We start from the raw sequence: 22288 nt of genomic DNA on the forward strand, positions 1-22288 counted from the left end.
CGCCGGCCCGCCGCCGCCCGCCCCCGCGCGCAACCCGCGCGTCGGCCTCATCACCGTGGGAGCCGCGGCCCTCGTCGGCCTGATCGCCCTGGTGGTGGCGCTGAGCGGCAACCGCGGCCCCGCCTCGACCACGACGGCGGGCGGCACGTCCACGACGCCGCCCGCCGCCCCTGCCCCGGCCACGGCCACCCCGCAACAGCTCGCGCAGGCCGTGGCGGACTACTACGCGCTGCTGCCCGACCGGCCCGCCCAGGCGTGGACGCGACTCGGCCCCGGCCTGCGCGCCCAGGGGCGCGAGCAGTACGAGAAGTCCTGGAAAGACGTGAAGGACCTGGTCGTCAGCTCGCCACCCACCGCGTCCGGCCCGGACACCGTCAACATCGGCATCGACTTCACCGGCGCCGAGAGCAGGCGGTACCGCGAGTCGCACCGGCTGCGGCTCGTCGTCCAGGACGGCACGCCGCTGATCGAGTCCGACGAAGTCGTGTCCTCCCAACGCCTGGGCAACGACGGCAAGGGCGACAAGGTCGACGACGAGGACGACAAGCGGGGCGGCGGCAAGCGCGGCGACGACGACGAAGGCGGCGGCTGACCGGGTTGGGCACCACGTCACCGGCGCGGTGGCGTTAGGTTCGCTCCATGAACGAGACCCCGGACATCAAACCGCGCAGCCGCGACGTCACCGACGGGCTGGAGCGCACCGCGGCCCGCGGCATGCTGCGGGCCGTCGGCATGGGTGACGACGACTGGGAGAAGCCCCAGATCGGTGTCGCCTCGTCGTGGAACGAGATCACGCCCTGCAACCTGTCGCTGGACCGGCTGGCGAAGGCGAGCAAGGACGGCGTGCACGCCGCCGGCGGCTACCCGCTGGAGTTCGGCACCATCTCCGTGTCCGACGGCATCTCGATGGGCCACGAGGGCATGCACTTCTCGCTCGTGTCGCGCGAGGTCATCGCGGACAGCGTGGAGACCGTCATGCAGGCCGAGCGGCTGGACGGGTCGGTGCTGCTCGCGGGCTGCGACAAGTCCCTGCCCGGCATGATGATGGCCGCCGCCCGGCTCGACCTGGCCAGCGTGTTCCTGTACGCGGGCTCGATCCTGCCCGGCCGGGTCACCCTGACCGACGGCAGCGAGCGCGAGGTGACGATCATCGACGCGTTCGAGGCGGTCGGCGCGTGCGCCCGCGGCCTGATGAGCCGCGAGGACGTCGACCTGATCGAACGCGCCATCTGCCCCGGTGAGGGCGCGTGCGGCGGCATGTACACGGCGAACACGATGGCGAGCGCGGCCGAGGCGCTCGGCATGTCGCTGCCCGGCAGCGCCGCGCCGCCGGCGACGGACCGGCGGCGGGACGGGTTCGCCCGCAAGTCCGGCCAGGCCGTGGTGGAGATGCTGCGCCGCGGCATCACGGCCCGGCAGATCATGACCCGCGAGGCGTTCGAGAACGCCATCGCCGTGGTGATGGCGTTCGGCGGCTCCACCAACGCCGTGCTGCACCTGCTCGCCATCGCGCACGAGGCCGAGGTGGAGCTGAGCCTCGACGACTTCACCCGGATCGGCGCGAAGGTGCCGCACCTGGCGGACGTGAAGCCGTTCGGCCGGCACGTGATGACCGACGTCGACCGCATCGGCGGCGTGCCCGTGGTGATGAAGGCGCTGCTGGACGCGGGCCTGCTGCACGGCGACTGCCTGACCGTCACCGGCCGCACGGTCGCCGAGAACCTGGCCGACATCGCGCCGCCCGACCCGGACGGCACGGTGCTGCGGGCGATGGACCAGCCGATCCACCGGACCGGCGGCATCACGATCCTGCGCGGCTCGCTGGCGCCCGACGGCGCGGTGGTGAAGTCCGCCGGGTTCGACTCCGACGTGTTCACCGGCACGGCGCGGGTGTTCGACCGCGAGCGCGCGGCGATGGACGCCCTGGAGAACGGCACCATCACCGCGGGCGACGTGGTCGTCATCCGCTACGAGGGCCCCAAGGGCGGGCCGGGCATGCGCGAGATGCTGGCCATCACGGCCGCCATCAAGGGCGCCGGGCTGGGCAAGGACGTGCTGCTGCTGACCGACGGCCGGTTCTCCGGCGGCACGACCGGGCTGTGCGTCGGCCACGTCGCGCCGGAGGCCGTGGACGGCGGGCCGATCGCGTTCGTGCGCGACGGCGACCGGATCACGCTGAACGTCGCGGCCGGCACGTTGGACCTCGACGTCGACCCGGCGGAACTCGCGTCCCGGCGCGAGGGCTGGCAGCCGTTGCCCGCCCGGTACCAGCGGGGCGTGCTGGCGAAGTACGCGAAGCTCGTCGGCTCGGCGTCCACCGGCGCGGTCTGCGGCTGACCGGACCGCGCGACGAGCGGGCGCTGCGACGACACGGCCGCGCGAGCGGTGCCCCATCGGGGTGGGCACCGCTCGCGCGGCCTTCGCGGTCGGTCGTCCGGCGTCGTTACGGGGCCGGGTACTCCGCCACGTACACCGGCGCGCCGGTGTTGCTGTTGTCAGCCGGTCCGCCCACGCCGTTGACGACGTGGTCGATGGTGCCGGCGCTCAGGTTGACGGTCATGATGTGGTGCAGCTTGACGCCCTCGGTGGCGGGGACCTCGAAGCCGTTCTCCGTGTGGATGGACGGGTTGTTCTGGTTGAACACGTAGACGCCACCGCCGTAAAGGGTGTGGTCGCGCACGTGGTCGCCCACCTTGTAGCCCGCCCAGCCCTCGACGTCGCCCTTCATCCAGTCGGCCTGCGTCGGCGGGTCGTAGGGCAGCTCGTTCTGGTAGAGCACGACGGTGCCGCGCTCGCCGTTCCAGACGGTGTTGTGCCGCTGGAAGTGCTCGACGAACAGGCCGGTCGCGGTGACGTCGTCACCGTTCACGACGACGCCGGTGAGGCCGACGTTGGTGTTCCAGCGCTCGGTGTCGGTGAAGCCCTCGACGCCGTGGTCGGCCCGCCACACCCAGGTGTGGTCGATGAGGACGTTGTCGCTGTTGACCTCCAGCGCCGTCTCCACCTTGCCCACGTGCGGGCCGCCGACGCGGAAGTACACGTCGGACAGGGTCGTCGGGTTGGCCGGGTCGCTCGGGCGGTCGCCGTTCGGCTTGCCCACGCGCACCAGCACGGGCGAGGTCTCCAGGCCCGCGTCGACCGTGACGCCGGCGACGACGACACCGGGCACGTCGGCGACGTCCAGCGGGGTCGCGCCGTTGACGGCGGTCAGCGTGGCGTGGCCGATGCCGAGGACCACGGTGTCGGGGCGCTTGACCTCTGCTGCGGTCGATGTCGTACACGCCCGGCGTGATCAGCAGGTGCTTGCCGCGCGCGAGCTGGTTGTTGATGTCCTGCACCGAGTCCGCGGGCGTCGCCACGAAGAAGTCGGTCAGCGGGATGGTGCGGCCCGGCGTCATGCCGTCGGCCCACGACACGCCGCGGGTGTCGCGGCGCGCGGACGGGACGCGGACGTTGTACTCGCCCGAGCCGTCCACGAACAGGAACGGCTTCTCCCGGCTCAGCGGGGTGGTGTCGAGCGTGGTGTACGGCGGGGTCGGGAACGACGCGTCGTCCGGCGCGCCCTCGACGCCGGAGAACACCTGGTTCCACACGCCGTTCGACCAGCTGGTGACCTCGCTGTCACGGGTCAGCCACTGCTGCTGCGAGCCGTTGACGACCGACGGCATGCGGGAGTCGGCGATGAAGCCGCCGCTGGCGTACTGCGGGCCGGCGGTGCAGTAGTCCATGAGGGACAGCGTGCCGCTGGTGACGTTCAGGCGGCGCAGCGACACCGCCTGCGAGACGGCCCAGAAGTTGGCGGACGACCGGCACCCGTCCTGGCCGGCCGGGTTGATGTTGATGGTCAGGTTGCCGAGGGTGCGCCAGAAGTTGACCAGCGCGATGCAGTTGCCCGTGCCGCCGTCGGCCAGGCAGCGGTTGTAGACCTCCACCTTGCCGTTGATGACGACGTCCGTGGGCGAGGCGCCGAGGCCCGCGATCTCGGTGTAGTAGCCGACCTTGATGTGCAGCGGCTGCTCCGCCGTGCCGTAATGGCCGGGCTCGAAGAGGTAGGCGTACCGCTGCGCGCCCATCTCGTTGTCGACCTGGGCGGCGTGCGTGGCGTCGAGGGCCGCCTGGATCTCGCCGACCGGCATGCTCGGGTCGAAGACCTTGACGTTCACGCCGAGGTCCGACGTGCCGGGCCGGGGCGGGTCCGCGCTGACCGCGGGTGCGGTCGTCGTGGCGGTCGCGGCCAGGAGCAGGCCGAGAACGAGCACCCGCCCCAAGCGCGTGGGAGCGCTCTCTGGCCGTGCGTGGCGCTTCATCGTCATTGACAAGCCTCTGTGAGGAGTAGGAGCGCCGCGCCTGCCGACGGATGCGAGAGCGCTCTCACGAATCCGACCAGGTCAGGCACGGACGAAGTTTGGTTGGCTATTTTTACCCCCCGATCCGCTCCAGCGCCATGCCCAGTCCACCGCGAATCCGGAGCGAATCCGCGCGGGCACTCCACGCGACCCGGCGTCACGGCCGTTCCCGGTCGCCGGGCAGGGCCACGGCTCGCGGAGGTTCGACACCACCCTGGCAGAGTCCGAAACGTCCCCGCTCGGACCTCGTCGCCACTGCCCGCGCTCGCCGCCGCACGCCGCCACCTCGCCGACGACGGGGTGGTGGCGCTTGCCGGGACTGCTCTTGGAACGCGAGCCGGACCCGGCTACCGCGGCGTGCTCGGGTGGTCACCCTGGTCCTGCGCCCGACGCGCTAGAGCCCCAGCTCGCGCGGCAGCTTGTCCGGCGCGGCCACGATGTCCACCCTGGTGACGAGTCCGTTGTGGACGGTGAAGGAGCCGACGAACCTCGTCGCGGCGTCGGTGAGCGCGGCGAAACCGGGACCGCCGTTGACGGTGAGCGGCACGATCCGCTCCTCGACCAGCTTGCGCCGCACGCCGGTGAGGAAGTGGGCCACCCGGTCCGCGCCGAGGACCGGCCGCCGCGCCACGCCGACCAGGCCGCCGCCGTCGCTGGTCAGCAGCACGTCCGGGTCCAGCACGGCCAGGAGCCCTGACAAGTCGCCCTCGCCGACGGCGCGCACGAACGCGTCGACCGCGCGGCGGTGTTCCGCCGTCTCCACGTCGACCCGCGGCGCGCCGGCGGCGACGTGCGCCCGTGCCCGCACGGCCAGTTGCCGCACGGCCGCCGGGCTGCGGCCGACGACCTCCGCGACCTCCGGGAACGTCATCCCGAACACCTCGTGCAGCACCCACGTGGTGCGCTCGGCGGGGGTGAGGGTTTCGAGCACGATCATCAGCGCGAAGCTCACCGCGTCGTCCAGCGTCACCCGGTCGGCAGGGTCGTCCGCGCCATCCACGAGCGGTTCCGGCAGCCACGGGCCGACGTAGTCCACGCGCTGCACCCTCGCCGACCGGAGGACGTCCAGCGCCCGGCGGGCCACCGCCACCACGGCCCAGGCCTCGACGTCGCGGACGGGCTCCTGCTCGTCGGCCGCGGCGAGCCGCAGCCAGCAGTCCGACACGACGTCCTGCGCCTCCGCCAGGGTGCCGACCAGGGAGTACGCGACGCCGACCAGCCGCGGCCGGATGCGGGTGTACTCGTCGGCCAGCTCCACGAGCCGTTCCGACGCCGGAGCATCAGCGTCGGCGGGCTCAGCGCCGGTGTGGTCCCGGTCGGCCTGGTCCGGGTCGGCGTGATCGCTCACGGGCGCACCGACCGCAGGTACTCGGCGAACGTCTCCTTGCCCTCGGTGTACTCGCCCCGCGGGCACAGGCCGCCCGTGCCGAGGCCGGCGGGCCTCTCGTCCGCCTCCTCGACCACCAGGTCGTCACCCCGCCGCGCCACGACCTCGCGCGCCATGTCGACCAGCCGGAACCGCTCCGGCCCCGCGATCGGAGCGGCGTGCCCCTGCGGCTCGCCGACCGCCAGCTCCACCAGCCGCGCCGCGACTTCGGCGGTCGACACCGGCTGCGACAGCATGGGTGGCACGCGCGCCACCGGCCCCGACGCCCCCGCCAACACCTGCGACGGGAACTCGAAGAACTGGGTGGCGCGCAGCACCGTCCACGGCACCGGCCCGGCCGCCACCAGCGCCTCCTGGCGCCGCTTGCCGAAGTAGTGGTCGACGTCGACCACGTCGGCGCCCACGATCGACAGCACCACCAGGTGGCCGACACCGGCCCGCGCCGAGGCGTCGAGCAGGTGCCCGGTGACGTCGGTGAAGAACCGCTCCGCCGCCTCACGGCCCCACTCGGACGGGCTCGACACGTCGATCACCGCCTCGCACCCCGTCAGCGCCGCGTCGAGACCCTCACCAGTGGTGAGGTCGACCCCCCACGACCGGCTGAGCACCACCTCCTGGTGCCCGGTCCGCATCAACTCCTCGACCACCCTGCGCCCCGCGACGCCCGTACCGCCCGCAACCGCGACCTTCATCGTCGTCCTCCCTCGTGAGAACTTCCCGTGGACAGGACGATCGAGCGGGCGGGGTTGTGACACGCGGGCGTCAGTCCTTCCCGCGGGCCAGCCGGGACGGCCACCAGACGCGCCGGCCGACGTCCACCGCCAGCGCCGGCACCAGCAGGGACCGCACCACGAACGTGTCCAGCAGCACGCCGAACGCGACGATGAACGCGATCTGCGCGAGGAACAGGATGGGCAGCACGGCCAGCGCCGAGAACGTCGCCGCGAGCACCACGCCCGCCGACGTGATGACGCCGCCGGTGATGGTCAGCCCGCGCAGCACGCCCTCCCGCGTGCCCAGCTCGGCGGACTCCTCGCGGACCCGCGTCATCAGGAAGATGTTGTAGTCGATCCCCAGCGCCACCAGGAACACGAACCCGAACAGCGGCACCACCGGGTCGGCCCCCGGGAAGTCGAAGATCCCGTTGAACACCAGCGCCGCCACGCCCATGGTCGCGCCGAACGACAGCACCACCGTGGCGATGAGCAGCAACGGCGCGAGCAGCGAGCGCAGCAGCAGCGCCAGCACCAGGAAGATCACCAGGAGCACGATCGGGATGATGACCAGCCGGTCCCGCTCGGACGTGGTCTGCGTGTCCAACTGCGTGGCGGTGGGCCCGCCGACCTTGGCGTCGGCGTCCGGCACCGCGCGGACGGCCTCGCGCAGCCGTTGCACGGTCGCCAGCGCCGCCTCGGAGTCGGCCGGGTCGTCCAGCACGACGTCCAGCCGGACCAGGCCCGACGCCTCACCGGCCGGCCGCACCTCCGACACGCCCGGCACGTCCGCCGCCTCGGTCACCTCCGCCGCACGCGGCGCGCGGGCCAGCACCACCGTCGGCGCGCCCGTGCCGCCCGGGAAGTGCCGGGACAGCACCTCCTGCCCGGCGACCGACTCGACGTCGGTGAGGAACACGTCCGACTGGGCCGTGCCGGACGCCTTGAGCTGCGGCACGAACGCGACGCCGACGAGCAGCACCAGCGTGGTGAGGATCCAGGTGGCCCGCGGTCGGGCGGAGATCAGCCGCGCCACCCGCGCCCACAGGCCGCTCGCCTCCGGGTGCGCCGAGCCGAGCTTGGGCCGCCGCGGCCAGAACGCGGACCGGCCGAGCAGCACCAGCACGGCGGGCAGGAACGTCACCGAGGCCAGCAGGGCCGCGCCGATGCCGATGGCGGCCACCGGGCCGAGGCCCTTGTTCGAGTTCAGGTCGCTGAACAGCAGGCAGAGCACGCCGAGCACGACGGTGCCCGCCGACGCGGCGATCGGCTCGATGGTGGCCCGCCACGCCACCCGCATGGCCTCGAACCGGTCCTCGGTGTCGCGCAGCTCCTCGCGGAACCGCGACACCAGCAGCAACGCGTAGTCCGTCGCCGCCCCGAAGACCAGGATGAACAGGATGCCCTGGCTCTGGCCGTTGAGGTCGAGCACGCCGTTGTCGGCGAGCAGGTACACGGCGAGGCTGGCCACGCCGAGCGCGAACACCCCGGACAGCAGCACCACGAGCGGCAGCAGGGGGCTGCGGTAGACCAGCACGAGGATCAGCGCCACCACCGCTCCCGCGACCAGGAGCAGCAGGCCGTCGATGCCGCCGAACGCCTCCTTCAGGTCGGCGACCTGCGCGGCGGGGCCGGTGACGAGCACGGTGAGCCCGTCCGGCGGGTCGGTCAGCTTCGCCCGGATGTCCTCCACGGCGCCCGCCGGGTCGCCGGGGTCGACCGCGATGACCACCTGGGCGGCCTGGTCGTCGCGGTTCGACGGGATCACCGGCGACGCCTCGCCCGGGAAACCCCGGTTGCCCAGGTACTCGCGGTCGGCCGGGGTGAGGCCGGAGGGGCGTTCGGCGACCACGATCGCGGGCAAGCCTCGCGCGTCGCCGAACGCCCGGACCTGTTCCGAGACCTCGGTGGCCTCGGCGGAGGCGGGCAGGAACGCGGTGCTGTCGTTGACCGCGACCTCGCTCAGCTTGCCCGCGAACGGGCCGGAGAACCCGCCGAGCGCCAGCCACGCGACCGTCACGAGCGCGGGAAGCAGCCAACGGGTGCGGGGGCGGGTCGCGTCCACGGGAGAATGACCTCCGAAACCACTTAGTTCGATGACCGGATATTTCGACCATCGAAACAATACGGGAGGGCACATGGTCGACAACTCGGCCCTCGTCAGGTTGCTCCGGCAGCTCACGGTCGAAACCGACCGGTTCGCGGAGATGTTCGGCGAGAAGCAGGGGATGCACCGCACCGACCTCAACGCGCTCGCGGTGATCATGGACGCGAGGTGGTCCGGCGAGCCGATGTCGCCGAGCCGGCTGGCCGCCGCGCTGCACCTGAGCGCGTCCGCGACGACGTCCGTGCTCGACCGGCTGGAGGCGTCCGGGCACGTCGAGCGCGTCCGGAGCCCGCACGACCGGCGCAAGGTCGAGCTGCGCGTCCCCGACAAGGCGCTGGAGCTGGGCCGCCGCTTCTTCGTCCCGCTCGACGAGGCGTTCACCCGCGCGTGGGAGGGGTTCGACGACGCGGACCGCGAGGTCGTGGCGCGGTTCCTGGCCGCGAGCATCGACGCGACCGTGGCGGTGCGGGCGGGCCTGGCCTCGCCACCGCGTCACGAGTGATCTTCACCTCGTCGGGGAAGTGCGCCGAACGGACAAAATTCACCCGGTGTGGAAAAGATTTCGCTACGCTCGGACCAGTGCGAATCCTCTTCTCCAGCCTCGGAGCCCACGGCCACACGTACCCCCTGATCCCGCTCGCGATCGCCGCGCGCGAGGCGGGACACGACGTCACCTTCGTCACCGGCGTGGCGTTCGCCGGCGCGTTAACCCGGCACGGCGTCGACCACGTCGCCGGCGGACTGGACCTGCGCGAGGCGTTCGAGTCCGCGTTCGGCGGCGCCGAGGGAGTCCAGGCGCAGGAAGTGCGGCCCGAGCAGATCGCGTTCCTCTTCGGTGACGTGCTGCCGCGCCGCTTCGCCGCCGACGTCGCGCCGGTCATCGCCGACCGCAAGCCCGACCTGGTCGTGCACGAGGTGGGCAACCCCGGCGCCGGCCTGGCCGCACGCGTCGCGGACGTGCCCGCGGTGTGCCACTCGTTCGGCCGCGCGTGGCAGGCCGAGGAACTCGGCGGCGTCGTCCTCGACCACCTGTCCGCCGTCGCCGCCGACCTCGGCGTGGACCTGCCGGGCGAGGCCCCCATGACCCTCGGCAACCCCTACCTCGACATCTGCCCGCCCTCGGTGCAGGACCCGGTGTTCCTGGCGACGGCGACGGACCGGATCGAGCTGCGGCCGGTGCCGTTCGCCGAGCCGGGTGAGCTGCCGGCCTGGGTCCTCGAACACCGCGAACCGGTTGTCTACCTGACGCTGGGCACCGCGTTCGGCGAGGCGGGCGTGTTGCGCACGGCCGTCGCCGGGCTCGCCAGGCTGGACGCCCGCGTGCTCGTGGCCGCCGGACCGACCGTGGACATCGCCGCGCTCGGCGACCTGCCCGCCAACGTGGACGTGCGGGCGTGGGTGCCGCAGGCCGACCTCCTGCCGCACGTCGACCTCGTCGTGCACCACGGCGGCAGCGGCACGACGCTGGGCACGTTCGGCGCGGGCGTGCCGCAACTCCTCCTGCCGCAGGGTGCCGACCAGTTCGACAACGCGGACGCGGTGGTCACGGCGGGCCTGGGCGACCGGTTGATCGGCGCGGACGTGACCGCCGAGGCGATCACCGCCACCGCCCGGCGCCTGCTCGCCGACGAGGCCGTGCGCGACGCGGCGAAGGCGATCGCCGCCGAGGTGGCCGCCATGCCGTCGCCGCACGACGTGGCCCGCCGGCTGCCCCACTACGCGTGACCCACTGCTCCTGACCCACTGCACCTGATCCCCGCCTCGTGCCCGGTCCCCGTCGGGCACGAGGTGCTTAACACGTAAGCCGGACCACTCGTCGCAGTACTCACACCGCTCGTCGTGGTCTGCTTGACCGGTTAATTTGATCGCTGCCACGGTCGGCCTCGCCAGCACTGACGACCGGCGTTGGGAGACCTTCATGGCAAGGCACGTGGGGAAGTTGGCCGTGATCGCGGCCCTCGTGGCGACCGCGGCGGTGCAACCGGCCGCTGCCGCGCACGGCAAGCCCTGGGTGGCCGGCTGGGCGGCGAGTCCCGTGGTGGGCAGCGAGATCCCGTGGAGCGACTGCCCGGCGGGCCGCGGGCTGGAGGACCAGACCGTGCGCAACGTCGTGTTCCTCAGCGCCGGCGGGGAGTCGGTGCGGGTGCGGCTGACCAACGCGTTCGGCGCCACGCCGTTGCAGGTGGGGCGGGCGTCGGTCGCGGTCCAGGCGGAGGGTGACGCGGCCGTGCCCGGCACGCTGCGCACGCTGACGTTCCAAGGCCGGCGGGCCGTCACCGTGCCCGCCGGCCGGGAGGTCTTCAGCGACCCGGTGCGGCTGGACGTGAAGGCGCTGTCCACGTTGCTGGTCAGCGCGTACGTGCCGCACGCCACCGGACCGCTGACCAACCACCCGTTCACCGCGCAGGGCAACTACCTGGCGTCGGGCGACCGGACCGGCGCGCTGTCCGGCGGGTTCCAGGGCACGCCGTGCTGGATGGTCGTGAACGGCGTGGACGTCGCGCCCGCCAAGCGCGTCGCCGGGACGGTGGTGGCGTTCGGCGACTCGATCACCGACACCGCCGCCACCACCGGCAACACCAACCGCCGCTGGCCGGACTTCCTGGCCCGGCGGCTCGACGCGGTGCCCGGCCGGACCCTGTCCGTGGTGAACGCGGGACTGGGCGGCAACCGCCTCATCGCCGACCGCGACGAGCCGTACTGGGGCGTAGCGGGCGTCACGCGCGTGCAGCGGGACGTGCTGTCGCAGACCGGGGTGAAGGCCGTGATCCTGCTGGAGGCGGTCAACGACATCGGCTACAGCGCGTCGGCGGAGAACCTGATCGCGGGTCACCGCAACGTGATCGCGCAGGCGCGGGCCGCGGGCGTGAAGGTGTACGGCGGCACGGTGCTGCCGTTCAAGGGCTCGTTCATCTGGACGGAGGAGCGGGAGGCGACCTGGCGGGCGCTGAACGACTGGATCCGGACGTCGGGCGAGTTCGACGGCGTGGTCGACTTCGCCGCCGCGACGGCCGTCCCCGGCGACCCGGCCACCCTGAACCCGGCCTATGACAGCGGCGACCACCTGCACCCGATCGACGCGGGCACGGAAGCCATGGCGAACGCCGTCGACCTGGCGATGCTGCTGGAGCGCTGATACTCCCGTGCCGTCCGGGGATTCCTCGACACCCCGGACGCCACGGCGGCACACGGCACGGCGGCACCACACCCGGCGGCACGGTGCACAGGCACGCGGCGCAACGGCACGCGGTGGCACGGAGAACGGGCGACCCGGCCGGCCACCCCGCGTCAGCGGAACGGGGCGGTGACGCAGGCGACCCGGCCGCCGGCACTGCCCGCGCGGCCCGCCTCGGTCTCCGTGTGCGGCTGCTCGTGCAGCACGATCGACGCCGGCACCCGGTCGCCGAACGTGAACGGCACCGTGGTCTCCGCCGTGCCGTTGCCCTGCCGGTCGGTGGCCAGGTCGAGCCAGATCTCGTTCTGCGGGTTGGCGTACGCGGGGTCGACGGAGGGCCGTTCCGGGGTCGCCGCGGGGTCGACCTCGTGCTGGTAGTGCGGCCCGGCGTCGGTGCCCTTCGGCCCGCACGGGTCGGTGTGCGCGTGGACGGCGTAGCCGCGGTCCGGCTGGAGGCGGTCGGCGGTCAGGCGGACGGTCGTCCTGCCCTCACCCTCGACCACCTCCAGCTCCAGCTGCGCGCCGATGGGCGCGGCGGTCGGGTCGTAGGTGAACGCCGTCTCCGCCGCGTCGACCTCCGCCAGCACCCCGGTCTGCCGGGTGTTGACCTCCGACGGCCCGGTGTCCGTCGCGCCGCTGCCGGCGCACCCCGCCGCCGCGACGAGCGCGGCGACGACGATGACGATGCGCATGCCGATTCCCTTCCACGGCCGCTGGGACGCCGAGCGACTACCCCCGCGCCCCGCCGTGAAACCGGACGACACCCGAACGTCATCGCCGAACCACCCGGCCGGGTGGTTCGGCGATGACCACCACCGCGGCGGGAAGCCCCGAACCGAAGAGGGCCGCGGGCGCGGCGACCGGAAAGGCCTGCGGCACACCGGGAACGGGAGGGTTCGATGAACACCCGTGCGCTTCTGGCCGTCCTCGCCTGCACCGCGGCGTTCCACGCGCCGACCGCCCTCGCGGCGGACGGGTCGCCCACCGCCGTCACGTGCGGCACGACGGCGGAGGACCGCGCCACCACCCGCAGCGAGGCGTTGGCGCGGTCGCAGTCGTGGCTCGACGCGCAGGTCCCGTACAGCCAGGACGCGTGTCACGAGAACGCCTACGGCAGCTACCGCACCGACTGCTCCGGGTACGTGTCGATGGCCTGGGGCCTCAGCCACTCCCGCACCACGGTGACGTTGCGCGAGGTGTCCACCGCGATCGCCCACGCCGAGCTGATGCCGGGTGACGCGCTCGTCAACTCCTACCACGCCGCGCTGTTCGTGCGCTGGGCCGACGCGGCGAAGTCGGAGCCGGTCGTGCGCGAGCAGACCGGCCCCGACGGCGCGCCGCCCGTCGAACGCGCGTGGCGGGCGGCCACGGCGGCGGACTACACCGCCGTGCGCTACCACCGGATCGTCGAGGGCTGATCCGTCGTCACAGCGCCTGGCAGCGGTTCCCGTTGAGGGTGAACGCGGTCGGCTTGCCGTTGGCGCCCGACCACTTGCCGATGAACCCGAACGTCACCGAGCCGCCGGGCGGGATGGTGCCGTTCCAGGACGCGTTGCGGACGCTCACCGCGGCCCCGTTCTGCGTGTGGACGCCGTTCCACAGCTGGCTGATCTGCTGACCGTCCGCAAAGGACCAGCCGACCGTCCACGGCGAGATGGGGCCCGACCCGCGGTTGACGACGCGGACCTCACCCTGGAAGCCGCCCTGCCACTGGCTGACGGTCGTGTAGGCGACCGCGCACGGCGCCGGCGGCAACGTGAGCGTGACGGTCGTCGTCGTGGACGTCGTCGTGGACGTCGTGGTCGTGGTCGTGGTGGTCTGGCCGATCCGGCTCGGGTCCACCACGCCCCAGTAGGCGTCCTTCGCCTGCAGGCGCGTGTCGAACAGGAGCGGGTGGTCCTTGCGGGTCACCGGGAACGAGTCCAGCCACGTGCCGTCGTCGGCGAGGCCCCACAGCGTCACCGAGCTGATCTTGTCGGAGTACCGCTTGTACAGGGCGAACAGGTCGCGGTAGCGGTAGGCCTGGGTGAGCAGCACGTCGCGCGGCGGGGTCGGGTACGACTGGCTGTTGTCGGTGTAGATCGAGATGTCCATCTCGGTGATCTGCTGGTCCACGCCCAGCGGCGCGAACTTCGCCAGCATCGCCTCGGTCTCCGCGACCGACGGCCACTGCACGTTGATGTGCATCTGGTGGCCCACCGCGTCGATCGGCACGCCCTCGGCGCGCAGCTTGACCACCAGGTCGTACAGCTTGTCGCGCTTGGACGGGACGTTCGTGTTGTAGTCGTTGATCACGAGCTGGGCGTCGGGCGCGACCTCGCGCGCCACCCGGAACGCGGTGCGGAGGTAGTCCAGCCCGGTGAGCTCGAACCACTTGCTGCGCCGCAGGCCGTCGGGCTGGCTCTCGTCGATGACCTCGTTCACCACGTCCCACACCGGGATGTCGGCGCCGTAGTGGCCGACGACGGCGCGGATGTGCGCGTCGAGGCGGGCGAGCACGAGCGCCTTGCTCTCCGGCGTCGCCGTCAGGTCGTTGCCCGCCGCGTCCCGGAACACCCACGCCGGGGTCTGCTGGTGCCAGACCAGCGTGTGCCCGCGCACGGCCGTGCCGTTGGCCTTGGCCCACGTGACGAGCGCGTCCGCGTCGGCGAAGCGGAACGTGCCCTCGGACGGCTCCGTGGCGTCCCACTTGAGCGCGTTGCCGGGGGTGATCGAGTTGAAGTGCTTGGCGAGCAACTGCCCGTGGTTGTTGAGCGTTTGCGCGCCCTCGACCGCCGCGCCCACGGCGAAGTGGTCCGCCAGCACGTCCTTCACCGACGGGATGTCCGTCTGGATCGGCGGCAGCGGCGTGTAGGACATGCCGAAGTCGTCGATGTGGAACGACGTCGTGGCGCCGGTCGCCTCGACGTACACGGCGAGGAAGTCGACGTCGTGGGCGAGCGTGTAGGTGCCGCGCAGGTTGACCCAGCCGTCCGCGGTCACGGCGGTGTCGCCGACGACCTGGTCGTAGCTCGGCGTGCCGGCGGTGCGCCGCTCGACCGACAGGCGGGCCTGCGTCGCCGCCTCGCCCGCCGCGAGGCGCACCCAGACCGACAGGTCGTAGCGGATGCCCTTGCGCACGTCGTCGAGCACGTCGAGGGTGGGCCCCTGCCAGCCCTGCGTGCGGCCGGTGACGGCGAGGCTGTGCGTGCCGCCGCGCGCGACGGCGGTGCTCGGCGCGACCACCTCGGAGGCGCGGGAGGTCCAGCCCTGGGCCGTGCCGTCGTCGAACGTGCTCGACACGACGACCACCGGCTCGTCGGCCGCGACCGCTCGCGGGCTCGCGTGCACCGCCATCGTGACCAGGCCGGCCACGACCGAGGTCGCGAGCACACCGGCGAGAACTCTCCTCATCGAGAATCCCTCTTCCCGTCGGGCGCGCTCCGGGAGCGCTCCCAGAGCCTTCTCGCCGGGACTATAGGGAGCCTTGTCCGGTGCCGGCCGGCCGCCGTTCAGCCCAACCGGCCGGCGCCGGGACGGTCACTCGCAGCCGATGCCGTCGTTGTCGTTGCCGTCGAGGCCGTAGATGTCCGTGCCGATGATGCGGACCGGTCCGCGCACGTAGGCGGGGCCGTTGCCGCTGCCGCCCGCGCAGTCGACGTCGGACGCGATGGGCACGCAGCCGTCGTAGTTCGGGTCGCACTTGGGGGCGGGCGCGGGCGCCGGCGGCGGGGGCGGAGGCGCCTGGGTCGCGGGCTTCGTCGTCGTCTTCACGGCGGGCGGCGCGACGGGAGCCGGGGCCACGGTCGTGGTGGTGGTCGTCGTCGTGGTGGTCGTGGTGGTGGTCGTCGTGGTCGTGGTCGGGACGGTGGTGGTCGTGCGCGGAGCCGTGGTCGTCGTGGTGGTCGTGGCGGTGCCGAGGTCGGCCGCCGTGTTCGTCGACGACGGCGGGTCGTCGTTGTCCGTCAACGCGCCGATGAGGACGAACACGAAGACCACGGCGGCGGCGGCGATCCACATCGGACGGCGGGACGCCTTCGGCGCCGCCGGGTGCGCCACGGGGACGGCTGTCGGGTGCGCCACGGGGACGATGCCCTCGGCGTCGCGCGGGAGGCGGAGCACGATCTCCAGCCCGCGGGCGCCCTGCTGCACGAACGCCTCGCAGCCGGGCCGGCCGCCCTGCGCCGTCACCTGGGCGAGCAGCCCCGCGTACCGGCGCGACATCAGGTAGGTCAGCTCGCCGACCCGGTAGCCGTCGAGGCGGACCTCGATCGCGGCCTCGCCCCGGTACTTCCCCGCGCCGATGGTGCACCAGGCCAGTTCGACGGCGACCTGCCGGTGCGAGCCCGGCGCGACGGGGTACCGGGACAACACGGCCTGGTGGTGCTCCTCCCGCGTGACGGTGACGGGCACTTCACCGGGTAACAGCACCAGACCCGCCGACGAGTTCTCGTTCACGACCCACTCCTGACGCTCAACGGACGTACGCCTGGGCATCGGAGCGGCACGCCATCCGTTACCACCGCACACGCGCGGTGCCGGAGCGGTGACCGTGCGGTCCGCATGCGGCCATTTGGACCACAGTCTTCCTTCGCGCGGCGCACTCACATTGTCACGATGTGAACTGGGAGCGCTCCCAGAACGAAGCGTGCCCGAAGCACCACCCGAGTACTACTTCTGCAGCGACGTGACGTTCACCGGGTGACGGGGAGGAGCGGGGGCCGGTGGCAGTCCGGCCCCCGCTCGCCCTTCCCGAGGTCGACAGCGGGTCAGGCCCGGTTGCCGATCCGCCGGTCGTGGAAGTCCGGCCCCGGGTCGGGGAACGCGTCCGGCTCGCCCTCGTCGTACCGGCGCTCGACCACCCGCAACGCGCCCAGCAGGTCCGCGCTCGACAGCGCGCCCCGCTCCCCTCCCCCGTCGGCCCGGATCGGCATCCGGCCGACCGAGGACCACCTCAGCCGACCGGAGTCGTCGAGGTAGCTGCGGGCCCGGCCCATGTTGTCCGCGTGCAGGCAGTACGGCACGTCGAGGTACCCGAACGCGAACGCCCGGACGATCGCCTTGCCGACGTCGGCGTCCAGCTCCAAGACGGCGTCCACCAGCGCCCTCGCCTCCGCGAGCAGGCCGGTGTCCTCCGGCACGAGGTCGACGGTCGTGCGCGCGGCGACACCCGCCGCGAACTCCAGCGCCTCCACGTTCTCCGCGACGGTCGGGATGCGGTACGCCTCCGCGACCGTCTTGACGATCAGCCGGGCCGCCCCGCCGCGCACGGCCAGGGCCGCCGCGTCGCCGAGCAGCCTCAGGGCGCCCCGCCTGCTGCGCGGGTACACGCCCATGTACGCGTACAGCACCACGTGCCAGTCCACATCGGACAGGTGCTCGGCGGCGAGCGCGTGCAGCGCGTGCAACGCCTCCAGGTCCTGCCCCGCGTGCGTCTGCTGGGCGAGGCTGAGCGAGACGCTGGTCAGGCCGTGCCGGCGGAAGAACAGGCCCTCCAGCACGGTGATCGCGACCAGCAGGCTGGGCGGGCAGAGCTGCCCGAGCATGCACCCGCCGAAGCTCTCCAGGTGCGGCTCGAAGCCCAGTTCGCCCAGCTCGGCGAACCGCTCGCAGCACGACGCCCAGCTCTGCACGGCCCGGGTGAGCGGCACCCGGCTGTACGGCAGGCAGTACGACGCCGGGCCGCCCTCGGTGGCGTCGAGGCCGAGCCCCACCATGGCGTCGAACACGGCCGACGGCAACGCGCTGCCGTGCCGCACCTGCACCGGGAACCCCGGGTGACCGACGCCGTCCAGCACGGACAGCGTGATGAACGGGTCGAGGCTCGCGATCGGGTACCCGTTGAGGTCGACGCCGTCGGCCAGCGCCGCCCGCACCGCGGCGAAGTCGCCGACCCGGGTGTAGCTGTCCAGCGTGATGGTGCCCGCCGTCGTGGCGTCGGCGTGCTTGGTGGCCAGCAGGCCCGCGAGCATCCGCTGCGGGTCGGCGAAACCCATGCGCGGCTGGACGACGAGGCCGCCGCGGGCCGCGACGGCGCGGACGTGGCCGGCGAACGAGGGTCGCGCGGGCGTGGTCATCCCACCCCTGCTTCCACCGACGCGGGTGGCAGGGCGGACTCGATGAACCCGAGGAACCCCCGGACGTCCGAGCTGTCCTGGAACACCGCGTCGAAGCCGGCCGCCGCGAGTTCGGCGGCGTACCCGCGGTCGGCGGCGCCGGCGACGCCGAACTTGCCGCCGATCACCACCGGCAGGCCGCGCAGCTCCGGCACGTCGCGGAGGCGGCCGATCAGCCGCTTGCCGTCCACGTGGCCGTGGCCGTTCACCGTGCTGATCACCACCGCGTCCGGCCGGTGGGCGACGCACTCCGAGATGAGCAGGTCGTCCGGCACGCACGCGCCGACGTTCACCACCTCGTGCCCGCTCTCCTCCAAGAGCAGTTGCAGGAACACCAGGTTCCACGTGTGCGAGTCCGACGAGACGCTGGACAACAGGACCTTAGGCTTGCGTGGCGCAAGGACTCTCATCGTTCTCCTAGAGCGGGATGTTGCCGTGCGCGCCGCGCCGCGCGGGCGCGTTCGCCAGGGCCTCGGCGAGCTTGCGCCGGGTCAGCGCCGGCTCGATCACCTCGTCGACGACGCCGATCTCCATCGCCCGGTGCACGCCGCCCGCGACGCGTTCCTGCTCGACGATCAGCGCGGCCTCCACCTCGGCGCGGTCCGGCTCCGGTGTCGCGGCGAGCTTCTTGCGGTGCAGGATGCCGACGGCGGCCTTCGCGCCCATCACCGCGACCTCGGCGCCGGGCCAGGCGAACACCGCCGTGGCGCCGAGGCACCGGGCGTTCATCGCGATGTACGCGCCGCCGTAGGACTTGCGCAGCACCAGGGTCACCCTCGGCACGACCGCCTCGGCGAAGGCGTGCAGGAGCTTCGCGCCCCGCCGCACCACGCCGCCCCACTCCTGGCCGACGCCGGGCAGGTAGCCCGGCACGTCGACCAGGACCACCAGCGGCACGCCGAACGAGTCGCACATGCGCACGAACCGGGACGCCTTCTCCGCGGAGAGCGAGTCGAGGCACCCGCCCTTGCGCAACGGGTTGTTGGCGATCACGCCGACCGGCGCGCCCGCCAGCTCCCCCAGGCCGATGACGACGTTGGGCGCCCACTTGGCCTGGAGCTCCTCGAACGAGTCGTCGTCGAGGACCGCCCGGATCACCGGCTTGACGTCGTAGGCCCGGCGGGGTGACTCCGGGAGGAGGCCGGACGGGTCGGTGACGGGGACGTCGGAGGTGGACAGGTCGAACTTCACCGGACGGGACAGCAGGCCGGTGATGCGACGAGCCCTCACGTAGGCGTCGGGCTCGTCCTCGGCGATCACGTGGACCACGCCGGACTTGCGGCCGTGCGCCTCCGCGCCGCCCAGGCCGTCCATGTCGATCTGCTCGCCGGTGACGCTGCGGACCACGTCCGGCCCGGTGACGAACACCTTGCCGGCCGGGGACATCACGACGACGTCGGTGAGCGCCGGGCCGTAGGCCGCGCCTCCCGCCGCGGGACCGACGACCACGGAGACCTGCGGCACCCGGCCGGAGGCGCGGATCATCGCCGCGAACACGTGGCCCACGGCGTCCAGCGCCTCGACGCCCTCGGCGAGCCGGGCGCCGCCGGAGTGCCACACGCCGACGACCGGGCAGCCCTCCCGCACGGCGGTCTCGATGGCGTCCACGATGTGCCGGCAGCCCTCGCCGCCCATCGCGCCGCCCATGCGCGTTCCGTCGGTGCAGTAGGCGATCACCGGCGAGCCGTCGATCCGCCCGCGCACGGCGAGGACGCCCGAAGCGTCCTCGGCGTGCAACGGGACGAACGCGCCGGGGTCGAGCAGTCCACGCAGCCGCACGTGCGGACTGCGCGGGTCGGACGCCTCGACACCGTGATCGGCGGGCGGCCGGTCGGTCAGGACGGTCATCATCAGCTCCACGGGTGTGTTGTGGACAACCTGCTCGCCGCCGAAGGCATCAGCCGCTTCGATGAGGTGGACGCCAGTGTCACGAGCGCCGGACCGGGCGATCAATGTCCTTGCAATTACATGCAGTGACGACGGCGGTCCGGCCCGGACGACCGTTGGGGCACAAGGACATTGCCGGTTGCTGCACTTTCGTTGCGCCGGGCACCGGCGGCACGGTCAGCTGACGCCGCTGTTCCGTCACGCGCCGCCACGGCCGGGACCCCGGAGCGGACCGGACCCGGCGGGCCACCCCCACCCCGCCGGGTCCGGTTCACCCGGTGTGCACGCGACAACGCCGTGGCCATAGGCTTTTCTTATGCGGGATGACGATGCGTGTCCGTCGTTCCGTTACTCCGGCCGTGTACGGTCCGTGCCGTCATGTACACCGCCCGCCATGAACAGCATGCGAACCACAGGCGACCAGCCGCACGCCCGTCGGCACGAATCCGGCTGGTCGAAGTGCTCGCACCGCTACCCCGGACGCCGTAGTCGCGACTGCGTCGTCCGGTCGTTCCCGGCGGGCTACCGGCATGCTGTTGGCGGAGCGGACACTGGGGTGACGACGTGGATGGCGACTGGCCGCAGTTCGACACCACCCGCGAGGTGGAGCAGGACTTCATCGACATCTACCGGTTCCTGTTGGACGGTCCGGCCGGCGCGGAGGAGTGCGCCGCCGCCACCGGGCAGTCCATCGAGGCCGTGAACCGGGCGCTGCACAGCCTTGCCGAGTACCGGCTGGTGCGCCCGACGCTCGCCAACCGCGAGCAGTGGGAGGCCGTGTCCCCTGACGCGGCGGCGGCCGAGGTCCTCGGCCCGATGCAGGCGCAGGTGCACAACCTGATGCGGTGGGGCAACGAGGTCCGGCAGACGTTGGGCGGCTTCACGTCGCTCTACCAGGACGCGTACCGCAAGCAGCACCTCCAGTCGAGCACCGAGATGGTGCGCGGCGGGGACGAGGTGCGCCGGCGGCTGGACGACCTGGCCAAGCAGGCGCAGAACGAGGTCCTCGCGGTGCACCCGACGATGGCGCCGGTCGAGGTGCTGCGCGCCGGGTCCGACCTCGACCGGTCGCTGCTGGAACGCGGCGTGACGTACCGGGTGGTGTGGCCGCACTCGGCGCGGCGGCAGTCCGAGGCGGTCCAGTACATGCGGCTGCTGCAGGACCTCGGCGGCGACGTGCGCACGGCCGCGATGCCGCCGTCCCGGATGATCCTGCTGGACGGGCAGATCGCGCTGGTGCCGCTGCCGCCCGGGCAGGGTCCGGGCGCGGCCATCCTGCGCGACCCGGTGATCCTCGACTTCCTGTCCCACATCTTCGAGCACATCTGGGAGCGGGCGCAGCCGGTCAACTCCATCGAGTACGACGAGGCCGTGTTCGAGGACATCGAGCTCGCGATCCTGTCCGACCTCGCCCTGGGCAAGACCGACGAGGCGATCGCCCGGCGGTTGGCGATCTCGACCCGGACCCTGCGGCGCTACCTCAACACGTTGTTCGAACGGCTCAACATCGAGACCAGGTTCCAACTCGGCGTCGCCGCGGCCCGGGCCAACCTCATCACCCTGCCCAACGAGCAGGGCGGCACGGGCTCCGGCTGACGCCGGTTGTCGTTACCCCGCCCCGATTTTCGGGTGCGATTTTTCCGGCCCCGAGCTTCCGGGAAGGATCTTCGGGCGTCGATTTTCGCGCGGACGACCGTCCGGGAACGATCTTCCCGAACGATCTTCCGCGCGCCGATTTTTCCGGCGCCGGTCGCGGTCGTCGTCGTGCGGCGACCGTCGTGGCCGCCGCCGCGGGTTACCAATTCGGGTCGACCCAGTAGGGCAACGGGGGCTCGGGCGGATCCTCCGGCGGTTCTTCCCGTCGTCGATTTCCGTCGTGGCCGCCGTTCCGGGGATCGTCCTCGGCACGGCCCTCCTCCGACGGTCCCGGGGGCGGTGGCAGGCCGGATGACCTCTCGTCATCGTCGTCCCCGTCGCACCTGGATCGCATGCGGCATCCTCTCCACGGCTCTCCCCCAGCCGAGCCCCATTCTGGCCGACCCCCTGCCGCGCGGACGGCACGCCGGCCTGTCACATCCCGGCCTGTCCGGAAACGGACGCCCGTCGCGGCCGGCCGTTTTTTCCGGGGCCGGACGCGGCCGATCACAGATTTCGCCGTGGTGTTGAAGGAATCCTGGACGTACGCGTCCCGGCCACCGAGAGTTCAACTCTCCATTTGAGACGCCGCTCCCCGCGCCTCCCGTGGCCAATTTTTGACAGCCGCCGGCCGGGTTCGGACACCGCGCATCCCTGGCCACCGACGGCGCCGGGTGGATTTGATTATTCGTGTCAGCCCACCCCCAAAAGGGGATGCGAATAAAACTCACAAGGGAGTGACCCGTGCCGAACCTCCGTCGCGTTCTGGTCTCCGTCACACTGGCAACCACAGCCTTCTCCGCCACGTCCCTCTGGACGGACGGCCTCGCGCCCACCACCCCGGCCGGCGCCGAGACCACCGTCCTCGCCTCGGTCAGCTACCAGAGCGGCCTCTTCTGGCCGACCGGGCACCGCCCGGTCTGATCGACGGCCGCCGTGCCGA

At 72.6% G+C, this 22288-nt stretch carries 19 protein-coding genes and 1 pseudogene; 10 read left to right on the forward strand and 10 right to left on the reverse strand.

All coding sequences use genetic code 11. The features are described from left to right. Together ACFQ3T_RS11265 and ilvD are read left to right on the forward strand one after the other, a co-directional pair. Window positions 1–592, forward strand: a pseudogene (locus ACFQ3T_RS11265) (hypothetical protein); the annotation flags it as partial. 47 nt (window positions 593–639) lie between these two features. Beyond that, window positions 640–2337, forward strand: a complete 1698-nt coding sequence (ilvD, locus tag ACFQ3T_RS11270) for a dihydroxy-acid dehydratase (RefSeq protein WP_380723068.1) — start codon at window positions 640–642, stop codon at window positions 2335–2337. 106 nt (window positions 2338–2443) lie between these two features. Here the strand turns inward: ilvD and ACFQ3T_RS11275 are convergent, their stop codons facing one another. Beyond that, window positions 2444–3238 (reverse strand): hypothetical protein, encoded by a 795-nt coding sequence (locus ACFQ3T_RS11275; protein ID WP_380723070.1) that lies wholly within the window; start codon window positions 3236–3238, stop codon window positions 2444–2446. Window positions 3239–3270: 32 nt separating this feature from the next. Between ACFQ3T_RS11275 and ACFQ3T_RS11280 the strand changes: the two genes are divergently transcribed. Both ACFQ3T_RS11280 and ACFQ3T_RS11285 read left to right on the forward strand, forming a co-directional pair. Next, a complete protein-coding gene (locus ACFQ3T_RS11280; protein ID WP_380723072.1) occupies window positions 3271–3723 on the forward strand; it encodes a hypothetical protein in 453 nt (150 codons plus the stop codon). Between the two features lie 3 nt (window positions 3724–3726). Beyond that, on the forward strand, window positions 3727–3924 hold the full coding sequence (locus tag ACFQ3T_RS11285; RefSeq protein WP_380723074.1) for a hypothetical protein: 198 nt from the start codon (window positions 3727–3729) through the stop codon (window positions 3922–3924). Between the two features lie 816 nt (window positions 3925–4740). On the opposite strand, the gene sigJ is transcribed toward ACFQ3T_RS11285, so the two are convergent. From sigJ to ACFQ3T_RS11300, 3 genes are all read right to left on the reverse strand, one after another. Then, window positions 4741–5694, reverse strand: a complete 954-nt coding sequence (sigJ, locus tag ACFQ3T_RS11290) for an RNA polymerase sigma factor SigJ (RefSeq protein WP_380723076.1) — start codon at window positions 5692–5694, stop codon at window positions 4741–4743. Next, window positions 5691–6425, reverse strand: a complete 735-nt coding sequence (locus ACFQ3T_RS11295; RefSeq protein ID WP_380723078.1) for an SDR family oxidoreductase — start codon at window positions 6423–6425, stop codon at window positions 5691–5693. The genes sigJ and ACFQ3T_RS11295 overlap by 4 nt, the downstream gene beginning before the upstream one ends. 70 nt (window positions 6426–6495) lie before the next feature. Beyond that, window positions 6496–8511: an MMPL family transporter gene (locus tag ACFQ3T_RS11300; RefSeq protein ID WP_380723080.1), complete on the reverse strand. Its 2016-nt coding sequence runs from the start codon at window positions 8509–8511 to the stop codon at window positions 6496–6498. Window positions 8512–8584: 73 nt separating this feature from the next. Here ACFQ3T_RS11300 and ACFQ3T_RS11305 point away from each other — a divergent pair, with 73 nt between their 5' ends. From ACFQ3T_RS11305 to ACFQ3T_RS11315, 3 genes are all read left to right on the forward strand, one after another. Further along, window positions 8585–9055 (forward strand): MarR family winged helix-turn-helix transcriptional regulator, encoded by a 471-nt coding sequence (locus ACFQ3T_RS11305; RefSeq protein WP_380723082.1) that lies wholly within the window; start codon window positions 8585–8587, stop codon window positions 9053–9055. 77 nt (window positions 9056–9132) lie between these two features. Then, a complete protein-coding gene (locus tag ACFQ3T_RS11310; RefSeq protein ID WP_380723084.1) occupies window positions 9133–10278 on the forward strand; it encodes a glycosyltransferase in 1146 nt (381 codons plus the stop codon). Between the two features lie 193 nt (window positions 10279–10471). Then, window positions 10472–11689 (forward strand): SGNH/GDSL hydrolase family protein, encoded by a 1218-nt coding sequence (locus ACFQ3T_RS11315; protein ID WP_380723086.1) that lies wholly within the window; start codon window positions 10472–10474, stop codon window positions 11687–11689. Between the two features lie 152 nt (window positions 11690–11841). On the opposite strand, the gene ACFQ3T_RS11320 is transcribed toward ACFQ3T_RS11315, so the two are convergent. Continuing rightward, window positions 11842–12420 carry a superoxide dismutase gene (locus ACFQ3T_RS11320; RefSeq protein WP_380723088.1) on the reverse strand — a complete coding sequence of 193 codons (579 nt, stop codon included), beginning with the start codon at window positions 12418–12420 and terminating at the stop codon, window positions 11842–11844. 207 nt (window positions 12421–12627) lie between these two features. Between ACFQ3T_RS11320 and ACFQ3T_RS11325 the strand changes: the two genes are divergently transcribed. After that, complete coding sequence (locus ACFQ3T_RS11325) at window positions 12628–13146, forward strand: NlpC/P60 family protein (RefSeq protein WP_380723090.1); 519 nt, start codon at window positions 12628–12630, stop codon at window positions 13144–13146. A 7-nt stretch (window positions 13147–13153) separates the two neighbouring features. On the opposite strand, the gene ACFQ3T_RS11330 is transcribed toward ACFQ3T_RS11325, so the two are convergent. The 5 genes from ACFQ3T_RS11330 to ACFQ3T_RS11350 form a co-directional block, all read right to left on the reverse strand. After that, window positions 13154–15121 (reverse strand): endo-1,4-beta-xylanase, encoded by a 1968-nt coding sequence (locus tag ACFQ3T_RS11330; RefSeq protein WP_380723092.1) that lies wholly within the window; start codon window positions 15119–15121, stop codon window positions 13154–13156. A 126-nt stretch (window positions 15122–15247) separates the two neighbouring features. Beyond that, window positions 15248–16165 carry a hypothetical protein gene (locus ACFQ3T_RS11335; protein WP_380723094.1) on the reverse strand — a complete coding sequence of 306 codons (918 nt, stop codon included), beginning with the start codon at window positions 16163–16165 and terminating at the stop codon, window positions 15248–15250. A gap of 311 nt (window positions 16166–16476) precedes the next feature. Next, the gene (locus tag ACFQ3T_RS11340) at window positions 16477–17784 is read right to left on the reverse strand and encodes a methylaspartate mutase (protein WP_380723096.1); all 1308 of its coding nucleotides are present in this window, start codon (window positions 17782–17784) and stop codon (window positions 16477–16479) included. Next, a complete protein-coding gene (locus ACFQ3T_RS11345) occupies window positions 17781–18197 on the reverse strand; it encodes a cobalamin B12-binding domain-containing protein (protein ID WP_380723098.1) in 417 nt (138 codons plus the stop codon). The genes ACFQ3T_RS11340 and ACFQ3T_RS11345 overlap by 4 nt, the downstream gene beginning before the upstream one ends. 43 nt (window positions 18198–18240) lie before the next feature. Continuing rightward, entirely contained in the window at window positions 18241–19671 is a 1431-nt protein-coding gene (locus tag ACFQ3T_RS11350) for an acyl-CoA carboxylase subunit beta (RefSeq protein WP_447009900.1), read from the reverse strand. A gap of 603 nt (window positions 19672–20274) precedes the next feature. Here ACFQ3T_RS11350 and ACFQ3T_RS11355 point away from each other — a divergent pair. Beyond that, on the forward strand, window positions 20275–21306 hold the full coding sequence (locus ACFQ3T_RS11355) for a helix-turn-helix transcriptional regulator (protein ID WP_380723100.1): 1032 nt from the start codon (window positions 20275–20277) through the stop codon (window positions 21304–21306). Window positions 21307–22089: 783 nt separating this feature from the next. Beyond that, the gene (locus ACFQ3T_RS11360; protein ID WP_380723102.1) at window positions 22090–22269 is read left to right on the forward strand and encodes a hypothetical protein; all 180 of its coding nucleotides are present in this window, start codon (window positions 22090–22092) and stop codon (window positions 22267–22269) included. The last annotated feature ends 19 nt before the right edge of the window (window positions 22270–22288 follow it).

This window comes from Saccharothrix hoggarensis, from assembly GCF_042678885.1.
Lineage (GTDB): Bacteria > Actinomycetota > Actinomycetes > Mycobacteriales > Pseudonocardiaceae > Actinosynnema > Actinosynnema hoggarensis.

Excerpts from the sequence above, each read along its gene's own strand:
- ACFQ3T_RS11320 (WP_380723088.1), bottom strand. The coding sequence starts at position 12,420 with ATGCGCATCGTCATCGTCGTCGCCGCGCTCGTCGCGGCGGCGGGGTGC.
- ilvD (WP_380723068.1), top strand. The coding sequence starts at position 640 with ATGAACGAGACCCCGGACATCAAACCGCGCAGCCGCGACGTCACCGAC.
- ACFQ3T_RS11315 (WP_380723086.1), top strand. The coding sequence starts at position 10,472 with ATGGCAAGGCACGTGGGGAAGTTGGCCGTGATCGCGGCCCTCGTGGCG.
- ACFQ3T_RS11330 (WP_380723092.1), bottom strand. The coding sequence starts at position 15,121 with ATGAGGAGAGTTCTCGCCGGTGTGCTCGCGACCTCGGTCGTGGCCGGC.
- ACFQ3T_RS11350 (WP_447009900.1), bottom strand. The coding sequence starts at position 19,671 with ATGACCGTCCTGACCGACCGGCCGCCCGCCGATCACGGTGTCGAGGCG.
- ACFQ3T_RS11340 (WP_380723096.1), bottom strand. The coding sequence starts at position 17,784 with ATGACCACGCCCGCGCGACCCTCGTTCGCCGGCCACGTCCGCGCCGTC.
- ACFQ3T_RS11285 (WP_380723074.1), top strand. The coding sequence starts at position 3,727 with ATGAGGGACAGCGTGCCGCTGGTGACGTTCAGGCGGCGCAGCGACACC.
- ACFQ3T_RS11305 (WP_380723082.1), top strand. The coding sequence starts at position 8,585 with ATGGTCGACAACTCGGCCCTCGTCAGGTTGCTCCGGCAGCTCACGGTC.
- ACFQ3T_RS11325 (WP_380723090.1), top strand. The coding sequence starts at position 12,628 with ATGAACACCCGTGCGCTTCTGGCCGTCCTCGCCTGCACCGCGGCGTTC.
- ACFQ3T_RS11280 (WP_380723072.1), top strand. The coding sequence starts at position 3,271 with ATGTCGTACACGCCCGGCGTGATCAGCAGGTGCTTGCCGCGCGCGAGC.
- ACFQ3T_RS11295 (WP_380723078.1), bottom strand. The coding sequence starts at position 6,425 with ATGAAGGTCGCGGTTGCGGGCGGTACGGGCGTCGCGGGGCGCAGGGTG.